The organism is Cupriavidus sp. WGlv3, from assembly GCF_023952475.1.
Classification (GTDB): Bacteria; Pseudomonadota; Gammaproteobacteria; order Burkholderiales; family Burkholderiaceae; genus Cupriavidus; species Cupriavidus phytorum.
Map to the genome: position 1 here is coordinate 17,142 of NZ_JALHRX010000005.1, position 15,118 is coordinate 32,259.

Sequence of the window (15,118 nt, forward strand, 5' to 3'; positions counted from 1 at the left end):
GGCTCAGGCCAGCGGTGGCAGCACCGGGTAGCCCGAGAACGCCATGCTGAAACCGTCGGCGCGTGCCGCCAGCCGCACCTGCGCACCGACCGGCAGCGTCAGCTTGCGCGCGCAATGCCCGAACGGCAAGCCGGTCAGCACCGGCACCGGCAGCTGCTCACGCAGGTAGGCCACCACGGCCTCCATGTCGTAGCCGTTGTCGTAGTCGGTGACGCGGTAATTGGAGAAATCGCCCAGCACGATGGCGCGCTGCGCGCCCAGCACGCCGGCCTGCTGCAGCTGGACCAGCATGCGCTCGACCCGGTAAGGAGGCTCGTTGATGTCTTCCAGGAACAACACCCCGCCCTGCACTTGCGGCATGAACGGCGTGCCCAGCAGGCTGCACAGCATCGCCAGGTTGCCGCCCCACAGCGTGCCGTCGACGCTACCGGAGAACGGCTGGCCGCCGGACTGCGGCGCGGCGATGTCGACGCGGTAGGCAGGATTGCGCAGGATGCCTTCGAAGTGCTCCCACATAAAGGCGTCGACGCCCTCGGCGCCAAAGTCGGCCAGCAACATCGGTCCGGCAAAGGTGACGCCGCCGGTGGCCGCCAGGTAGGCCAGCTGGAACGCGGTGAAGTCGCTGTGGCCGACGATGGGCGTGCCGCTGGCGCGCGCCTGCCCGGCGATGCGGGCAAAGTCGACCTGCGCCAGCAGGCGCGCGATGCCATACCCGCCGCGCACCGCCAGCGTCAGTTCATGCGGCACGCCGGTGCCGATCGCGTGCAGGTCGGCCAGCCGCTCCGCGTCGGTGCCGCCGAAGCGCAGGTAGCGCCGCGCCAGCACGTCCGGGTTGGTCATGTGGTAGCCATGGTGCTTGAGCCAGGCACAGCCGCGCGCGGCGGTGGCGACATCGTGCGGATACCCGGATGAGGCGATCAGTCGGACTTCGGTATGCGGCCTGCTGTTCGGCGTGCTCATGCTTCAGTGTCGTGGTTCTGGTCGGGTCCGGCGGCCGGCTGGCGTGCCGCCTTCTGTGCAGCCTTCTGCGCGCGGCGGCGGGCGCCGAAGAAATCCTTCAGCATCTGGCCGCAGTGGTCGGCCAGCACCCCGCCGGTGATGCTGGTCTGGTGGTTGAGCTGGGCCTGCTCGAACAGGTTGACCACGCTGCCGGCGGCGCCGGTCTTGGGATCGCTGGCCCCGAATACCACATGGCGCAGCCGCGCATGCAGGATCGCGCCGCTGCACATGGCGCACGGCTCCAGCGTCACGTAGAGCTCGCACTCGGGCATGCGGTAGTTGCCGACGACCTGGGCGGCGGCGCGCAAGGCCTGCATTTCGGCGTGCGCCGACGGATCGACCGAGCGGATCGGCAGGTTGTGGCCGCGCGCGATGATGGTGTCGTTCCAGACCACCACCGCACCCACCGGCACCTCGCCCGCGGCTTCGGCCAGGCGGGCCTCTTCGAGCGCGGCGCGCATGTAGCGCGCGTCGCGCTCGGCGGCTTGCGCCGGATCGTCCGGCAGCGCGCGCGGCGCGCGCAGCGGCAGCGGTGGCGATGGCGGTGAAGGCGGCAGCGGCGGCGGCTGGGTCATTCGTCGCCCGCTCAGTCCTGCGCGGGCAGCACCACCGGCGCGCTGACCTCGGCCCAGCAGTTGGGCGTTTCGAACAGCACCAGCCTGGTCAGTTGCAGCTGGTGGCCGAAGCAGTCCTTGAACACCGGCGCCAGGATGTCGAAGGCCACCTGGGCCAGGTTCTCGACCGTCGGGATCGCGTCCAGCACCACGGTCTTGTGTCCTTCCATCGATTGCAGGAAGTTCAGCAGCGCGGTATCGCCGCGGTAGATCAGGAAGGCGTGGTCCCACTTGCTGACCAGGTGCTCGTTGGCGAGCGCCTTGATGTCGCCGAAATCCAGGATCATGCCGTCATCCGAGGCGCCCTCGCGATGCAGCACCTCGCCCGACAGCGTCAGGTCCAGCCGATAGCGATGGCCGTGAATATTGCGGCACTGCCCGCAGTGGTTGGGGATGCGGTGGCCGGAGTCGAACTCCAGCCGGCGGGTGATGGAAACTTGTTTGCTCATGTGTACCGGCGCCGGTGCCGGCCGCCTGCGTTGAAGCGGACGCCGCGCGTGCGTCCGAAGCCTCTATTGTGGACTGAATTGCCTGCCTGATGCTGACCAGATGGCTGGCCTCGTGGCTCGCGCGGAGCTGGCCAGCGGCACTGCCGCTCAGCGAATGCCCAGCAGCTTGTGGGTCTGCAGCGACAGCCGCCAGCGCGGGTGGCGCTGGCAGAAGGCCACCGCGGCGGCGGTATTTTCGCGCGCCAGCGGACCGTCCATGGCCTGCACCAGGAAATGGCGGAAATCAAGCTTCTCGTATGCGGCAAAGTCCTGCCCTTCCTGCGGGATCACCACCTTCAGCTCATCGCCGCGCGTGACCACCAGCTCCGAACCCATCTTGGGGCTGACGCAGACCCAGTCGATGCCGGGCGGCACGGCGATGGTGCCGTTGGTTTCGATCGCGATCTCGAAGCCCTGCGCATGCAGCGCGTCGATCAGCGGCGCATCGAGCTGCAGCAGCGGCTCGCCGCCGGTGCAGACCACCAGCGGCTTGCCGCCGGCGCCTTGCGGCCACTCCGACGCGACCACCGCGGCCAGTTCCCCGGCGCTACGGTACTTGCCGCCGCGCGTGCCATCGGTGCCGACGAAATCCGTATCGCAGAACTGGCACACCGCGCTGGCGCGGTCCTGCTCGCGGCCGCTCCACAGGTTGCAGCCGGCAAAGCGGCAGAACACCGCGGCGCGACCGGCGTTGGCGCCTTCGCCCTGCAGCGTATAGAAGATTTCCTTGACGGCGTAAGTCATGCGTGGGGGTCTCTCTCGGACCGTAAACAGCGGTTCGCAGCAGTTCGGCAGCACTTGCTGGCCGGGGTTCAGTAAAGGATGGGCAGGGCCGGAGCCGGACCTCGCGCCGCGTGGTCACATTGGCGCGTGGTCGCGCCCTCGACGTGGACCGAAACGTATCGATCGGGGCGGCTGTGCTGGCAGCGCGGGTGCTGCCGGGTGGGGCTGTCCTGGCCTGTCGCAGGCTGCGCCCGGCATTGGGCCGGACGTGCCGCAAGTATACCAGAGGCCCCAGGGTTTCCGCTTGGCCGCCGCAGCCCGGTCCGCCCCGGCAAAGGTGATGTACAGCGCTCGCGCCGGGCCCACGCCGGCCCGGCCCGCGCCGGCCCGTTGCGTGCCTACTTCAGCCCGAGGTAGTCGCGCTTGCCGATCTGCAAGCCCTTGTGGCGCAGGATGTCGTAGGCAGTGGTCACGTGGAAATAGAAATTGGGCAAGGCAAAGCCAAGCAGGTAGGACTTGCCGTCGAAGCGCAGCGGGCCCTGGGGCAGCTTCAGTTCGACCACGCGCTGCTCGCTGCCTTCCAGCTGCGCCGGCGTGATCTGCTCCAGGAACACGATGGTGCGGCCGATGCGGTCCTGCAGTTCCGCAAAGGTCGTTTCGGTATCGGCAAACGACGGCACCTCGATCCCGGCCAGCCGCGCGGCGCAGCCCTTGGCGGCATCGCTGGCACGCTGCACCTGCGCCGGCAGCGGATCCATGTCGGCGATCAGGCGGGTCTGGATCAGATCGGCCGGGTCCATCCCCTGCGCCTGGGCGTGCGCCGCACCCTTGGCGAGGATCGCGTCGAGGTTGCCCAGCGCGCGGATAAACGGAGGGATCGAAACGTCGTACATCGAAAGTGCCATGGAGGGTCTCCTGTGCAGGGGCGGGTTTCTTGTCTTGCGGCCCCTTGGGCATGCGGACCGCAGCCGCGAGCATAGACCGGATCGGCCTTCGCTGCCGGAGCATGCGCCGCTGGCCGGCATCCTGATTTAACATAGCCAGCCACCGCCCCCGCAATCTGCAATCCTGCCGCCCTGCCCTGTCCGCGCCCGACATGAACGCGCCGTTCCCTCTCCGCACGGAATGCCCGCCCGGTGCCTGCATCTGCGGGCGTGAAGCGCTGCTGAGCGACCCCGATGCCGACCTGCGCGTGCTGCGCCTGACCCGCGCCGAGGAAAAGCGGCTGGTCGAACGGCTCGAAAACCTGACCAGCCTGGCCGAGCTGCAACGGATGGAGGGCCTGATGCAGGCCCAGCTCGGCATCGTGCTGAGCATCACGCCCAGCGCGCGCGGCGTGCGCACCGTGCGCGGCATCAGCATCCAGGTGCTGGAGCAGCCCGGCCTGTGCCGCAAGATCCGCCAGTCGATCCCGTCGGCGATCCGGCGCAGCATGGAGGCGCACCCCGAGATCGCCTACGCGATCGTCGATGCGCACGACCTGCTGGGCGGAGCCTGAACGCGCCGCTCAGCCGTTGCTGTGCGCCAGCAGCAGGGCGTGTTCGCGCACATCCGCCGGCCAGTCCGCGATCTGCCTGGCGAACCCTTCCAGGTCGTTGGCGAACAGCGCCCGGCTTGCTTCCTCGAAACCGGCCAGGTCGCCGGCAATCGCCACCATGAAGTGATACGCACGCTCGCTGGCCACGCGGCTGCGGTCCTTGCCGGCGTGCTCGCGGCGCGCCTGCTCGACCAGCTTGCGCAGCGCCACCGACGCGCCGCCCGGCTGCGCGGCCAGCCACTCCCAGTGGCGCGGCAGCAGCGTCACCTCGCGCGACACCACGCCCAGCTTTGGGCGGCCACGGCCGCGCGGTTCGGCCGCTTGCGGGCCAGCGCCACCCTTGCCGCCCTCGCCGGCCGCCGGCTGCGGCGCGGCCAGCTGTGCCGCGCGCACTGCCGACCGTTCAAGGATCTCGTCTTCGGTGCCGCTGGTATCCAGGTCGATCGAGCGGCCGGTGCTGTCGTCGAATACCAGCACCGGCCCGGCCGCGCCGTTGTCCAGGGCCCGTCTTAGCGCCAGCGCGTTGTCCGGCAGCGGACCCGAGGCAATGCGGCGGTGGCCGTCGAAGGTGGTGAAGTGGTGAGGCGTGGGCGCGGTCATGGCAGGTCTGCGAAAGAGAAACATGAACATCGCGAAATATTACCCGGATAAAATAAGAAGTCAATATTACCCGGGTAATTTATATCGATCCGTCCATACGGGTGTAGGACCGCGCCCGATACCTGCGCCGGCATCACTGACCTATCACTGAGACATAGGCGGAACAAGCGGAGGTCGGGCGGCATGACGATTTCATACTGGACAGCCGGGACAACCCTTTCCAGCCCGCCCCTGGATGGCGAGGCGACCTGCGACGCCTGCGTCATCGGCGCGGGCATCGCCGGGCTGTCCGTCGCCTATGAACTGGCCGCCGCCGGACAGGTCGTGATCGTGATCGATGCGGACGGGCCTGGCGCCGGTGAAACCGGCAGGACCACCGCGCACCTGATGACGGCCTTCGACGATTATTTTTTCTACATCGAACGCCACCTCGGGCATCAGGCGGCACGGCAGGTGGCCCAGAGTCACGCGGCGGCGGTGGCGCGGATGGAGTCGATCTGCGCAGCGGAGGCCATCGACTGCGACTTCCGGCGGGTCGACGGCTTCCTCTTTGCCGAATCGTCCGATGGCGAGGATCTGCTGTCGAAGGAACTGGATGCGGCGCACCGGGCCGGCCTCGACGACGTCGAGCGGGTCACCGACGTGCCCACCGGCAAGGTGGCGCTGCGCTCGGCACTGCGGTTCCCGCGGCAAGGGCAGCTCCATCCGCTGAAGTACCTGGGCGGCCTGGTCGACGCGATCCAGCGCCGCGGCGGCAGGGTCTACGGCAAGACCCGCGCCATGCAGGTCGAAGATGGCCGGCCCGCCACCGTGCGCACCGACAGCGGCGCGCGCATCGAAGCCGGCAACGTCATCGTCGCCACCAATACGCCGTTTATCGACCGCTTTGCCATCCATACCAAGCAGGCCGCGTACCGGACCTTCGTGGTGGGCATGAAGGTGCCGCGCGGCAGCATGCCGCTGTGCCAGTTCTGGGACACGCTCGATCCCTACCATTACGTGCGCATCGCCGGCGACCTCGACGCCGGCTGCCAGCTGCTGATCAGCGGCGGCGAGGATCACAAGGTCGGCCAGGCGGACGATGCCGGGCAGCGCTTCGGCAGGCTGGTCGACTGGACCCGCCAGCGCTTCCCGGTGGTCGACGAACCCGTGTTCGCGTGGTCGGGCCAGGTGATGGAGCCGGTCGACGGGGTCGCCTTTATCGGCCGCAACCCCGGCGATACCAACGTCTATGTCGTCACCGGCGATTCCGGCAACGGCATGACTCACGGCGCCATTGCCGGCATGCTGATCCGCGACCAGATCACCGACCGCACCAATGACTGGGCCGACCTTTACGATCCCTCCCGCAAGTCGGTAACGGCCGTGGTCGAGTATGCGCGCGAGAACGCCAATGTGGTGGCCCAGTACGCCGACTGGCTCGGCAAGGACGACGGCGTCGCGCTCGATGCCATCGCCCCGGGCGCAGGGCATGTGGTCAAGGCCGGCGGCCGCCACGTGGCCGCGTTCCGCGATGCGGATGGCGGCCTGCACACCTTCGATGCGACCTGCCCGCACCTGAAATGCCTGGTCCAGTGGAACAGCCTGGAGCAATCCTTCGATTGCCCCTGCCATGGCTCGCGCTTCGGCGTCGATGGCTCGGTGCTGCATGGTCCGGCGAAAGGTGGACTGGAGCCCGTCGACCTGACACGGGACGACCAGCGCCATCATTGAACGGGGAGGCACGCCGCGCCGGCATTGCGATGGCATTGCGATGGCGCGGCGAACGCACGGGCCCGTGCGCGCCCGGAACGTAAAGGAGTCGCCATGCTCACTCCCGCCAGCATTGCCAAGCACCCGATCCATCCGATGCTGATCACCATCCCCATCGGCTTGTGGATCTTTTCCTTTGCCTGCGACCTGATCCGCTATTTCGGCGGCGACAGTCCCAACTGGCCGGTGGTGGCCTTCTATGCCATGGTCGGCGGCATCATCGGCGCGCTGCTCGCGGCCCTGCCCGGCCTGATCGACCTGCTGTCGCTGCCCAGCGGCATCCGCCGCATCGCGCTGCTGCACATGGGCATCAACCTGACCGTGGTCGCGCTCTATGTGATCAACGCCTGGTGGCGCATGCGCGGCGCCGGTGCCGGCGCGATCGTGCTGTCGGCGATCGCCATCGGCCTGCTGGTGGTGTCAGGCTGGCTGGGCGGGAAGATGGTGCATGTCCATGGCGTGGGCGTGCAGACCCCGCCGGCACCACTGCGGTGATGAAGCTGGCCGTTACAGCAGGTCGCGCAGCTTGTAGTACCACATCCCCAGCACCAGCGCGGGGGTCCTGAACAGCGCGCCGCCCGGGAAGCGGTGATGCCGGATGCGGGTAAAGACATCGAATCTCGACGCATCGCCGCTCATCGCCTCGGCGATCAGTTTCCCGGCCATGCCGGCAAACGACAGCCCGTGGCCGGAGAACCCCTGCGCATAGTAGAGGTTGGTGCCGATGCGGCCCAGGTCGGGCGCCCGGTTCATGGTGATATCGACGAAGCCGCCCCAGGAATAATCGATATTCAGGTCCGCCGTTTGCGGGAAGACCTGCAGCATGCGCGCGCGGATGCGCTGCACCAGGTTCCCCGGCGGGCGCGCGCTGAAGGTCTCGCCGGCGCCGAACAGCAGGCGGTTGTCGGCACTGAGACGGAAATAGTCGACGATCAGGTTGTTGTCGGATACCGCGACCCGGCTCGGCATCAGCGCGGCGGCGCGTTGCGCATCCATCGGCTCGGTGGCGATCATGTACGTTCCCACCGGCATGATGCGCGCCGCGATTTCCGGCGCGAGATGATCGCCGAACTCGCCCAGGTAAACGTTGCCCGCCAGCACCACCTGCCGGCACCGCACTTCGCCCTCGGCGGTCTTCACCACTGGCGCCTGGTCGCGCTCGACGCGATAGGCGGCCGAATTCTCGAACACCTCGACCCCCTGCCGGCGCGCCGCGGCGCCCAGCCCGAGGCAGTACTTCAGCGGATGCAGGTGGCCCGAGTGCGGGTCATACGCCCCCGCGACGAAGCGGTCGCTGGCGACATGGCGGCCAAGATGCGGGCGTTCGATCCATTCGAGCGGATAGTCATAGCGCTCGTGCATATGGCGCACCCAGCGGCGCAGGCCGTCGACCTTGTGCGCCCTTGGCGCCAGCGTCAGGTAGCCGCGCACGTGGTCGCAGTCGATGCCGTAGGTGGCGATGCGCTGCTCCAGCAGGCGCATGCCCTCGACCGATGCATTCCACGCCGCCTGCGCCAGCTCGGCCGGGCACTGGCGCTCGATCGCGCCCTCTCCCTCCGCGCCGAAGCCCACGATGGCCTGGCCGCCATTGCGCCCGGAAGCGCCCCAGCCGATCCGGTGCGCCTCGAGCAGCGCCACGTGAAAGCCGCGCGCGGACAGCTCCAGCGCGCACGACAGGCCGGCATAGCCGCCCCCCACCACGCATACCTCCGCGTCCGTGCGCCCCTGCAGCGGCTGGCTCGGCGCCGGCCGCGCGACGCTCGCCTCGTAGTACGAGTTCTCGATGACGCCCAGTTCCTTTTGCAGCAGCCCCGACATCGCCTTCGGCTCCGGTTGCGCCTGGCCTGCGCCTATGGCACGCGCACGTTGACGAACTGCCAGGGGTCTTCGTCGCCCGCTTCCGGATACAGCTGCGAGTGCTGCGACAGCGGCGTCCATTCGCCATAGACGCCTACCAGCTCGCCCAGGTAGGGCCGCGCGATGCGCAGCACGGCTTCGTAATCCAGGTCATCGGGTTCGACCACGCCCGCGCGCGGATGCTCCAGCGCCCAGACCACGCCGCCCAGGATGCCGGCGGCCACCTGCAGGCTGGTGGCGGTATTGTGTTCCACCAGTTGCCGGGCCTGTTCCGTGGTCAGCCGGGAGCCGTACCAGTAGACGCCGCGCGCATTGCCCATCAGCAGCACCCCGAGCTCGTCCCTGCCGGCGACGATGTCGTCGCGCAGGATGCGCTGCTGGTCCTGCTTGCGCCCGCCGTTGCCCATCAGTTCGTCGATCGACAGCAGCGCGTCGTCGCAGGGGCGGTAGGCGTAGTGCACCGTCGGCCGGTAAACGACCTCGCCGTTGTCGCGCAGGGTCAGGTGATCGGCAATCGAGATCGATTCGCCGTGCGTGATCAGAAAGCCGTGGTAGGGGCCGCCCAGCGGGGTCCAGCTGCGCACGCGCGTGCCGAATCCCGGCCGCGTCAGGTACACCGCCGCATCCGAGCCGAACCCGTGCCGCCGCGCATCCGCCGGCCAGTGCCGCTCGTGCGTGCCCCAGCCGAGCTCGGCTGGTTGCATCCCTTCCTCGATGAAGGCGTCGACCGACCACGTATTGATGAACTCGTTGGCAACCTTGCGCCGGTCGCCAACCTGCGTGTCCTGCTCGGCGATATGGATGGCGCGGATATCGAGCTGCCGCGCCAGTGCCGCCCAGTCCTCGAAGCTGGCCGGGGCTTCATGGTCGACGTCGTTGTCCGCCGCGATATTGACCAGCGCCTGCTTGACCAATGCCGACACCAGGCCCGGGTTGGCGCCCTGCGTCAGGATCGCGGTGGGCCCGTCGCGCTTGTCGAGGCGGAACGCCAGCACGCCTTCGCGCAGGGCATAGTTGCTGCGACGTGACAGCGGCGCGGCGGGGTCCGTGGCACCGCCCGTCCAGGGCTCGATCGAGGTATCCAGGTACAGCGCGCCGTGCTCCCAGCAATAGCGCACCAGCGCCTCGCTCGAGACATTGACCGACAGGTTCAGCAGGAAGTCGCCCTCGCCAGCAAGGTCCTGCAGGACCTGCTTGTGGTTTTCCTCGGTCAGCGCCTTGGTCACCACGCGGATGCCATAACTTTGCGCAACCGAGAGATCGTTGCCAGCCGGACAGATCACGGTGATCTGCCCCGGCGTGATGTCGAGATGGCGCAGCAGCACCGGCAACACGGAACGCGCGATGCTGCCGAAACCGACGATCAGCATGCGGCCATCCAGTCCGCCGAATTTCTTGAAAGTGGTTGCCGGCGAGTCCATCGCGTGCTCCCGAGATACCGCCGCTGCGGAGATGACTTCTATCTCTCATAAGCAATCCGCATGCCGGTCGGCGGGCGTGTGCCATGCGCAGCGATATGCCGCTGCCTGCTGCCGCGCACACCGCCCCATGTGGCCTCAGGTAACTATTGCCACCTCACACCGGCAAAGCTTGCAACGGTGTGCGCGCCAACATCCGCGCCGGGCTGGAACGCCCCTTGCGGCTACCGTGCTTCCAATGCAAGGAGACGACGATGAAAGCTCGGAGATGGATGATGGCCTGGCTTGCCTGCACGGCGCTGGCAAGCGGCGCGGCACTGGCACAGGGTGCCGGCGGCGCTGGCGGTGGCTCGGGCGGCAGCTCGGGCGGCGGCAGCGCCGGCACGGGCCCGTCGGGCTCGACCGGCACGCCGGGCAGCCCGGGCACGCCCGGTACCGGCACCAGCATGACCGACGGCGGCGGCAAGGCCGCCAGCGGCGACATGCACGGCAGCTCGCGCTCGTCGGCCGGCAAGCGGCATGGCACCGATGCAGGCGCCGGCCGCGCGGCGGGGGCATCGGGCGTGGCCGCACCCTCCGGCTCGACCGGTTCGCCGTCCGTGACCGGCTCGGGGACCACGCGTAGCGGCGGACTGGACGCGCCCAGCACGGGCACCGGCGGGACCGGCACCACCGGACCGTCGGGCGGCGCGCCCGGAACCGGCATGGGGCGCTGAGCTCGCTGACTGGGGGCGCTGACTGAGCTCGCTGACTGAGCTTGCTAGCTGAGCGCGGACAGCAGCACGGACGCGGCGCCCACCGGCTAGAACGGCGCCGCGAACGTCAGCCGCACGCCCTGCTGCAGCCCGCCCATGCCGACCATCACGTTGTAGTCGAGGCCGAACGTCATCGAGCGCGTGCGCAGCCTGCCGCCCAGCCCCAGCTGCAGGCGATCGCGCCCGTATGGCGCATTGACCACCGTGTAAGCGGGACCCGTGCCGGCAAGGTCGGCGTACGCCAGCCCGGCCCCGCTCTGGCCGCTGAAATCATGCTGGTACTCCAGCCGCGCGAACGGCAGGAACAGCCCCCATCGCGTCGCCGTGGCGTATTCCGTGCGCAGCCCGAGCGTGCCGGACACCGTGGTCACGGTCTGGCCGAAATACTTCAGCGCGCTGAACCCGGCGCCGGCCTCGGTGAACGGGTCGAGCGTACTGTCGGACACTGACAGCCGTCCGTACGGCGAGACCAGCCAAGCCTCGCCCCGATACTCGTATCCCGCCGACAGCGAGGCAAAGACCTGGTGGCCGTCGCGCTTGCCGTAGGCGAACGCGCTTTCGTCGCCCACCCAGCGACGCGAATCGAAACTGAGCGAGCCGTAGCCGGCGACGCCGTCGATAAACAGCGACGGCTGCGGCCGGTAGCTGCCGTACAGCGCGGCGCTGAAACTGTCCGCGGTGCTGCGCGTGCCGGCCGAACCCACGTCGGTACTGTCGCGGCCATAGCCGAAGCCGATGCCGAGCGTAAGCTGGTCGGAGAAGCGATAGTCGGCCCCGGCCGTCACGCCACCCGTGGTGAAGCGGAAGCCCGAGCGCTGCGCCCCCGCGTTGGCGAAGCCGAAGTCGACCGTGCCCGCGGTCCAGAACGCCAGGCGCGCGTCGTCGGTGTCGTCCGCGGCAGGGTGCCCGCCGGGGTCGGCGCCGCCAGGCAGGTCCGGTGGGTTGCCGGCGCCAGTGCCGGCGCCATCACCGGCGTCGGCCGTTGCGCGCGCAGAGCGGGAGCCGGTTGCAGTGTCGGCGGCGCGCCCGCGCTGGCCCGCTGATGCCGTGCCGCGCAGGCAGGCATCGCGCGCGGCGAAGCCTTCGACCGCCTGGCAGCGTTCCGGATCGGCCTGGGCGCGCGGCATCACCACCGAGATCTGGTTGCCGGACGGCGCCCTGCCCTTGCCGTGCAGCGCCTCGAGGCGCTGGTTGTAGTTGGCGATCTGCGCGGTGGCAAAGCGCCGCGCCGCCTGGATCTGGGCGTTGACCAGCCCCACCACGTCAGGGTCGGTGGACGGGTCCCGGCGCGCCGCCACGGCCACCTGGATCAGCGCCGGCGACGACGTCGCCACGGCATTGCTGAGCGTATAGGTCACCACCGCGGTGCCGGCGAAAGCGGCCGCCGGCACGAAGTTGACGGTGTAGGCGGTGGCGGCGACCTGCTTGCCGTCTGCGGACGGCGTCTTCGGCGCGGCGCTGGCGACGGTGGCGGTGCCGGCATCGGCGGGCACCACCGAGACGATCGCGGCGCCGGTAAACGGCCCGCCGCTGGCGCCCTCGGTCACGTCCACGTCGACGGGGCGGCCCGCCAGCGTCGACACCTGCTTCTGCGCCACCGGCACCGGCACCGCATTGACCGTGACGGTCACCGGCACCGGCGCCGAGGTCCCCGCGCTGTTGACCAGCGCATACGTGAACGTGATCGGGCCCGACGCGGTCGGCACCGGCGTATAGACGATGTCCAGTCCGTTCACCACGGCGCTGCCGCTGGTCGGTGGCGTGACGATGCTGACGCCGGAGAACGGCCCGTTGGCGGCGTTGGCGGCGGCATGGATTGTCACCGGCGCATTGGACAGCGTGGTCACTGCCACCGGCGGCGCCGAAGGCATGCCCTGTCCCGTTGCCAGCGTATAGACGCGGCTGATGCTGTATGGTGCGCCGGTGCCGGTGCTGCTGTCGGTCACGCGCACCGTGAAGGTATGCGTGCTGGCCGTCGGCGGCGTACCGCTCAGCACACCGGTGGACGGGTTCAACGACAGGCCCGCGGGCAGCGTTCCGGCCGCCACGGCAAAGGTGTAGGGCGCGGTGCCGCCGCCCGCCGTAAACGCCTGGCTGTACGCCACCCCTGCCACTGGAGCCTGCAGCGACGCGGGCGACAGGCTCAGCGCCGGCGCGCTGACGGTCAGCGTATAGGCCTGGCTGCCGGTATAGGGGCCGGTGCCGGTGCTGCTGTCGGTGGCGCGCACGGTGAAGTTGTAGGTGCCGCCGCCGGTCGGCGTGCCCGACAGCACGCCGCCTGCCGACAGCGACATGCCGGCGGGCAAGGCGCCCGCCGTGATCGCATACGTGTACGGCGCCGTGCCGCTGGCGGCCGTGAGGGCCTGGCTGTAGGCCGCGGCGACGGTCGCCTGCGGCAGCGTGGCCGGATTGATGACGATGGTCGGCGCACCGATTGCAAGGCTGTACGCGCGGCTTCCGGTAAAGCCCTGGCTGTCGCTCGCCTGCACGGTGAAGTTGTAGTTGCCGCCGGCCACCGTCGTGCCAGCCATAGCGCCGGTACTGCTGTTCAGCGTCAGGCCGGGCGGCAAGGCGCCCGCGACCAGGCTGTAGGTGTAGGGCGCGGTGCCGCCGCTGGCCGTCACGCTCTGGCTGTAAGCGACGCCCAGTGCGGGATTGGCCAGCGTCGCGGGTGCCAGCGTGATCGTTGGCGCGGCGATGGTCAGCGTATAGGCGCCGGCCACGCTGTACGGCCCCGTTCCTGTGCTGCTGTCGTTGGCCTGGATGGTGAACGACACGGTCCCCGCCGTTCCTGGCGTGCCAGCCAGCACGCCGGTCGCGCTGTTGAACGCCAGCCCGGACGGCATGGTGCCGCCATTGACCGTGATCGAGTAGGAATACGGACCGGTGCCGCCGCTCGCGGTAAAGGCCTGGCTGAACGGCGTGCCCGCCGCCGCGCTCAGCACGCCGGGCGCCGGCGACAGGCTCATCGCGGCCCCACCCAGCACCAGCGACAGCGTGCCGCTGGTGACGCTGAACGGGCCGGTACCCGTGCTGCTGTCCGTGGCTCTCACCGTGAAGTTGAAGGTGCCGCCAGCCGTTGGCGTACCCACCAGCAAACCCGCACTCGACAGCGCCACGCCGGGCGGCAGCGCGCCCGACGCTATCGCATAGGTGTACGGCCCGGTTCCGCCCGTGGCTGCCGCCAGCGACTGGCTGTAGGCACCGCCCACCGCGCCCGGCGGCGGCGATGCCGGCGCGTAGATGAGGTTCGGGTTCGCCACGGTGATCGTCACGGTGGCGGGGGCGGACGTGCCGGAGGCGTTGGTGGCCGTATAGGTGAAGCTGTCCGGTCCCGCGTAGGACGAGGTCGGGGTATAGGTGATCGAGGTACCGGTGGCGATCGCCGTGCCGTGGCCGGGCGGCGACGCCACGCTGACGCTGGCGGCCGCGCCGCCGGTGAGGTTCAGCGTGATGGGGTTGCCCGCGCTGCCATACGCCACCGTGGCGCTGACGTTATTGGCCACCGGGGGCGCCGAGACATAGGTGAACCGATCGGCGGCGCTGATGGCGCTGGTGCCGGCGGCCGTGGTCACGGTCACGTCGACGGTGCCGGCCGTGCCAATGGGCGTCGTGGCGCTCAGCGAGGTGGCGCTGTTGACCAAGAATGATGCCGCGGCGCCGCCGAACCTGACCGCGGTCACGCCGACAAAGTTGGTGCCGGTAACGGTCACGGCGGTGCCGCCGCTGGCCGGGCCGGACGAAGGCGTCACGCCGGTCACGGTCGGCGGGCCGGCCGCGACGTTGAAGTACACCGTGCCGGCGGGCGACCAGGTCGCGCCATTGTCGCTGGTATAGAAGACGGCGCTGTCGATGCCGGTGAAACCGGCGGGCGGCGTGTAGACAAAGCCGTTCTCGTTCTGCCCGTTCGGCAGGTTGCCGTTGTAGACATAGAGCGTGCCGCTCTGGGCAGTCGGGGTGGTTTGCATCGGGGCGCCGAAGTTGCCGTTGCCGATGGCGTCATAGGCGATGCCGAACTGGTTCGGATCGCAGGCAGCGTAGTCGGCTGCAGTGAACGCATAGACCTTCTGCTGGTTGGACGTGGCGGTGATGTTCAGCGTGCACGCCACCGCAAAGGCCGGCGCAGGAGACCCCAGCAGCAAACCAAGCCACAGCGCCACCAGCACCGACCCGAGCCGGCAACGCCAGCCCCGCCACCACCGATGGACTCGTGCGACGGCCCCCACCGCCTGCCCGGCACGCTCAGCGCCGGCGCAACCCCTGGCTTGTCTTGACACCCGATTTCTCCCGACACCCGCGGCTTGCGGCGGGTTGCCATTGCCGTCGTCGAGCGCGGCGCGCCGAGGCTTGGCCGGGCGCGGCTCGGGACGGGCGT

At 69.5% G+C, this 15,118-nt stretch carries 13 protein-coding genes; 4 read left to right on the forward strand and 9 right to left on the reverse strand.

What is annotated here, in order from left to right; all coding sequences use genetic code 11:
- Window positions 1-3 precede the first annotated feature (3 nt).
- From ldcA to MKD38_RS11035, 5 genes are all read right to left on the reverse strand, one after another.
- Window positions 4-960, reverse strand: coding sequence for a muramoyltetrapeptide carboxypeptidase (gene ldcA / locus MKD38_RS11015; protein ID WP_252676771.1), 957 nt, complete (start codon window positions 958-960; stop codon window positions 4-6).
- Window positions 957-1,574 (reverse strand): tRNA adenosine(34) deaminase TadA, encoded by a 618-nt coding sequence (tadA, locus tag MKD38_RS11020; RefSeq protein WP_252676772.1) that lies wholly within the window; start codon window positions 1,572-1,574, stop codon window positions 957-959. Before tadA ends, ldcA begins: the two co-directional genes overlap by 4 nt.
- Window positions 1,575-1,585: 11 nt before the next feature.
- Entirely contained in the window at window positions 1,586-2,062 is a 477-nt protein-coding gene (locus tag MKD38_RS11025) for a 6-pyruvoyl trahydropterin synthase family protein (protein ID WP_252676773.1), read from the reverse strand.
- 147 nt (window positions 2,063-2,209) lie between these two features.
- Window positions 2,210-2,845 (reverse strand): 7-carboxy-7-deazaguanine synthase, encoded by a 636-nt coding sequence (gene queE / locus MKD38_RS11030; protein ID WP_115680296.1) that lies wholly within the window; start codon window positions 2,843-2,845, stop codon window positions 2,210-2,212.
- 377 nt (window positions 2,846-3,222) lie between these two features.
- The gene (locus MKD38_RS11035) at window positions 3,223-3,729 is read right to left on the reverse strand and encodes a DUF1993 domain-containing protein (RefSeq protein WP_252676774.1); all 507 of its coding nucleotides are present in this window, start codon (window positions 3,727-3,729) and stop codon (window positions 3,223-3,225) included.
- A gap of 191 nt (window positions 3,730-3,920) precedes the next feature.
- Between MKD38_RS11035 and MKD38_RS11040 the strand changes: the two genes are divergently transcribed.
- Window positions 3,921-4,322, forward strand: coding sequence for a hypothetical protein (locus MKD38_RS11040; protein ID WP_018005635.1), 402 nt, complete (start codon window positions 3,921-3,923; stop codon window positions 4,320-4,322).
- A gap of 9 nt (window positions 4,323-4,331) precedes the next feature.
- Here MKD38_RS11040 and MKD38_RS11045 read toward each other — a convergent pair whose 3' ends face one another.
- Window positions 4,332-4,961, reverse strand: a complete 630-nt coding sequence (locus tag MKD38_RS11045) for a DUF2239 family protein (RefSeq protein ID WP_252676775.1) — start codon at window positions 4,959-4,961, stop codon at window positions 4,332-4,334.
- A 183-nt stretch (window positions 4,962-5,144) separates the two neighbouring features.
- Between MKD38_RS11045 and MKD38_RS11050 the strand changes: the two genes are divergently transcribed.
- Entirely contained in the window at window positions 5,145-6,674 is a 1,530-nt protein-coding gene (locus tag MKD38_RS11050; RefSeq protein ID WP_252676776.1) for an FAD-dependent oxidoreductase, read from the forward strand.
- Between the two features lie 93 nt (window positions 6,675-6,767).
- Window positions 6,768-7,208 carry a DUF2231 domain-containing protein gene (locus MKD38_RS11055; protein ID WP_252676777.1) on the forward strand — a complete coding sequence of 147 codons (441 nt, stop codon included), beginning with the start codon at window positions 6,768-6,770 and terminating at the stop codon, window positions 7,206-7,208.
- A 12-nt stretch (window positions 7,209-7,220) separates the two neighbouring features.
- Here the strand turns inward: MKD38_RS11055 and MKD38_RS11060 are convergent, their stop codons facing one another.
- Together MKD38_RS11060 and MKD38_RS11065 are read right to left on the reverse strand one after the other, a co-directional pair.
- Window positions 7,221-8,531, reverse strand: coding sequence for an NAD(P)/FAD-dependent oxidoreductase (locus MKD38_RS11060; protein WP_252676778.1), 1,311 nt, complete (start codon window positions 8,529-8,531; stop codon window positions 7,221-7,223).
- A gap of 32 nt (window positions 8,532-8,563) precedes the next feature.
- Window positions 8,564-9,991 (reverse strand): homospermidine synthase, encoded by a 1,428-nt coding sequence (locus MKD38_RS11065; RefSeq protein WP_252676780.1) that lies wholly within the window; start codon window positions 9,989-9,991, stop codon window positions 8,564-8,566.
- Window positions 9,992-10,242: 251 nt separating this feature from the next.
- On the opposite strand from MKD38_RS11065, the gene MKD38_RS11070 reads away from it, so the two are divergent.
- Window positions 10,243-10,704: a hypothetical protein gene (locus tag MKD38_RS11070; protein ID WP_252677209.1), complete on the forward strand. Its 462-nt coding sequence runs from the start codon at window positions 10,243-10,245 to the stop codon at window positions 10,702-10,704.
- A gap of 86 nt (window positions 10,705-10,790) precedes the next feature.
- Here the strand turns inward: MKD38_RS11070 and MKD38_RS11075 are convergent, their stop codons facing one another.
- Complete coding sequence (locus MKD38_RS11075; protein WP_252676782.1) at window positions 10,791-14,909, reverse strand: putative Ig domain-containing protein; 4,119 nt, start codon at window positions 14,907-14,909, stop codon at window positions 10,791-10,793.
- Window positions 14,910-15,118: the final 209 nt, after the last annotated feature.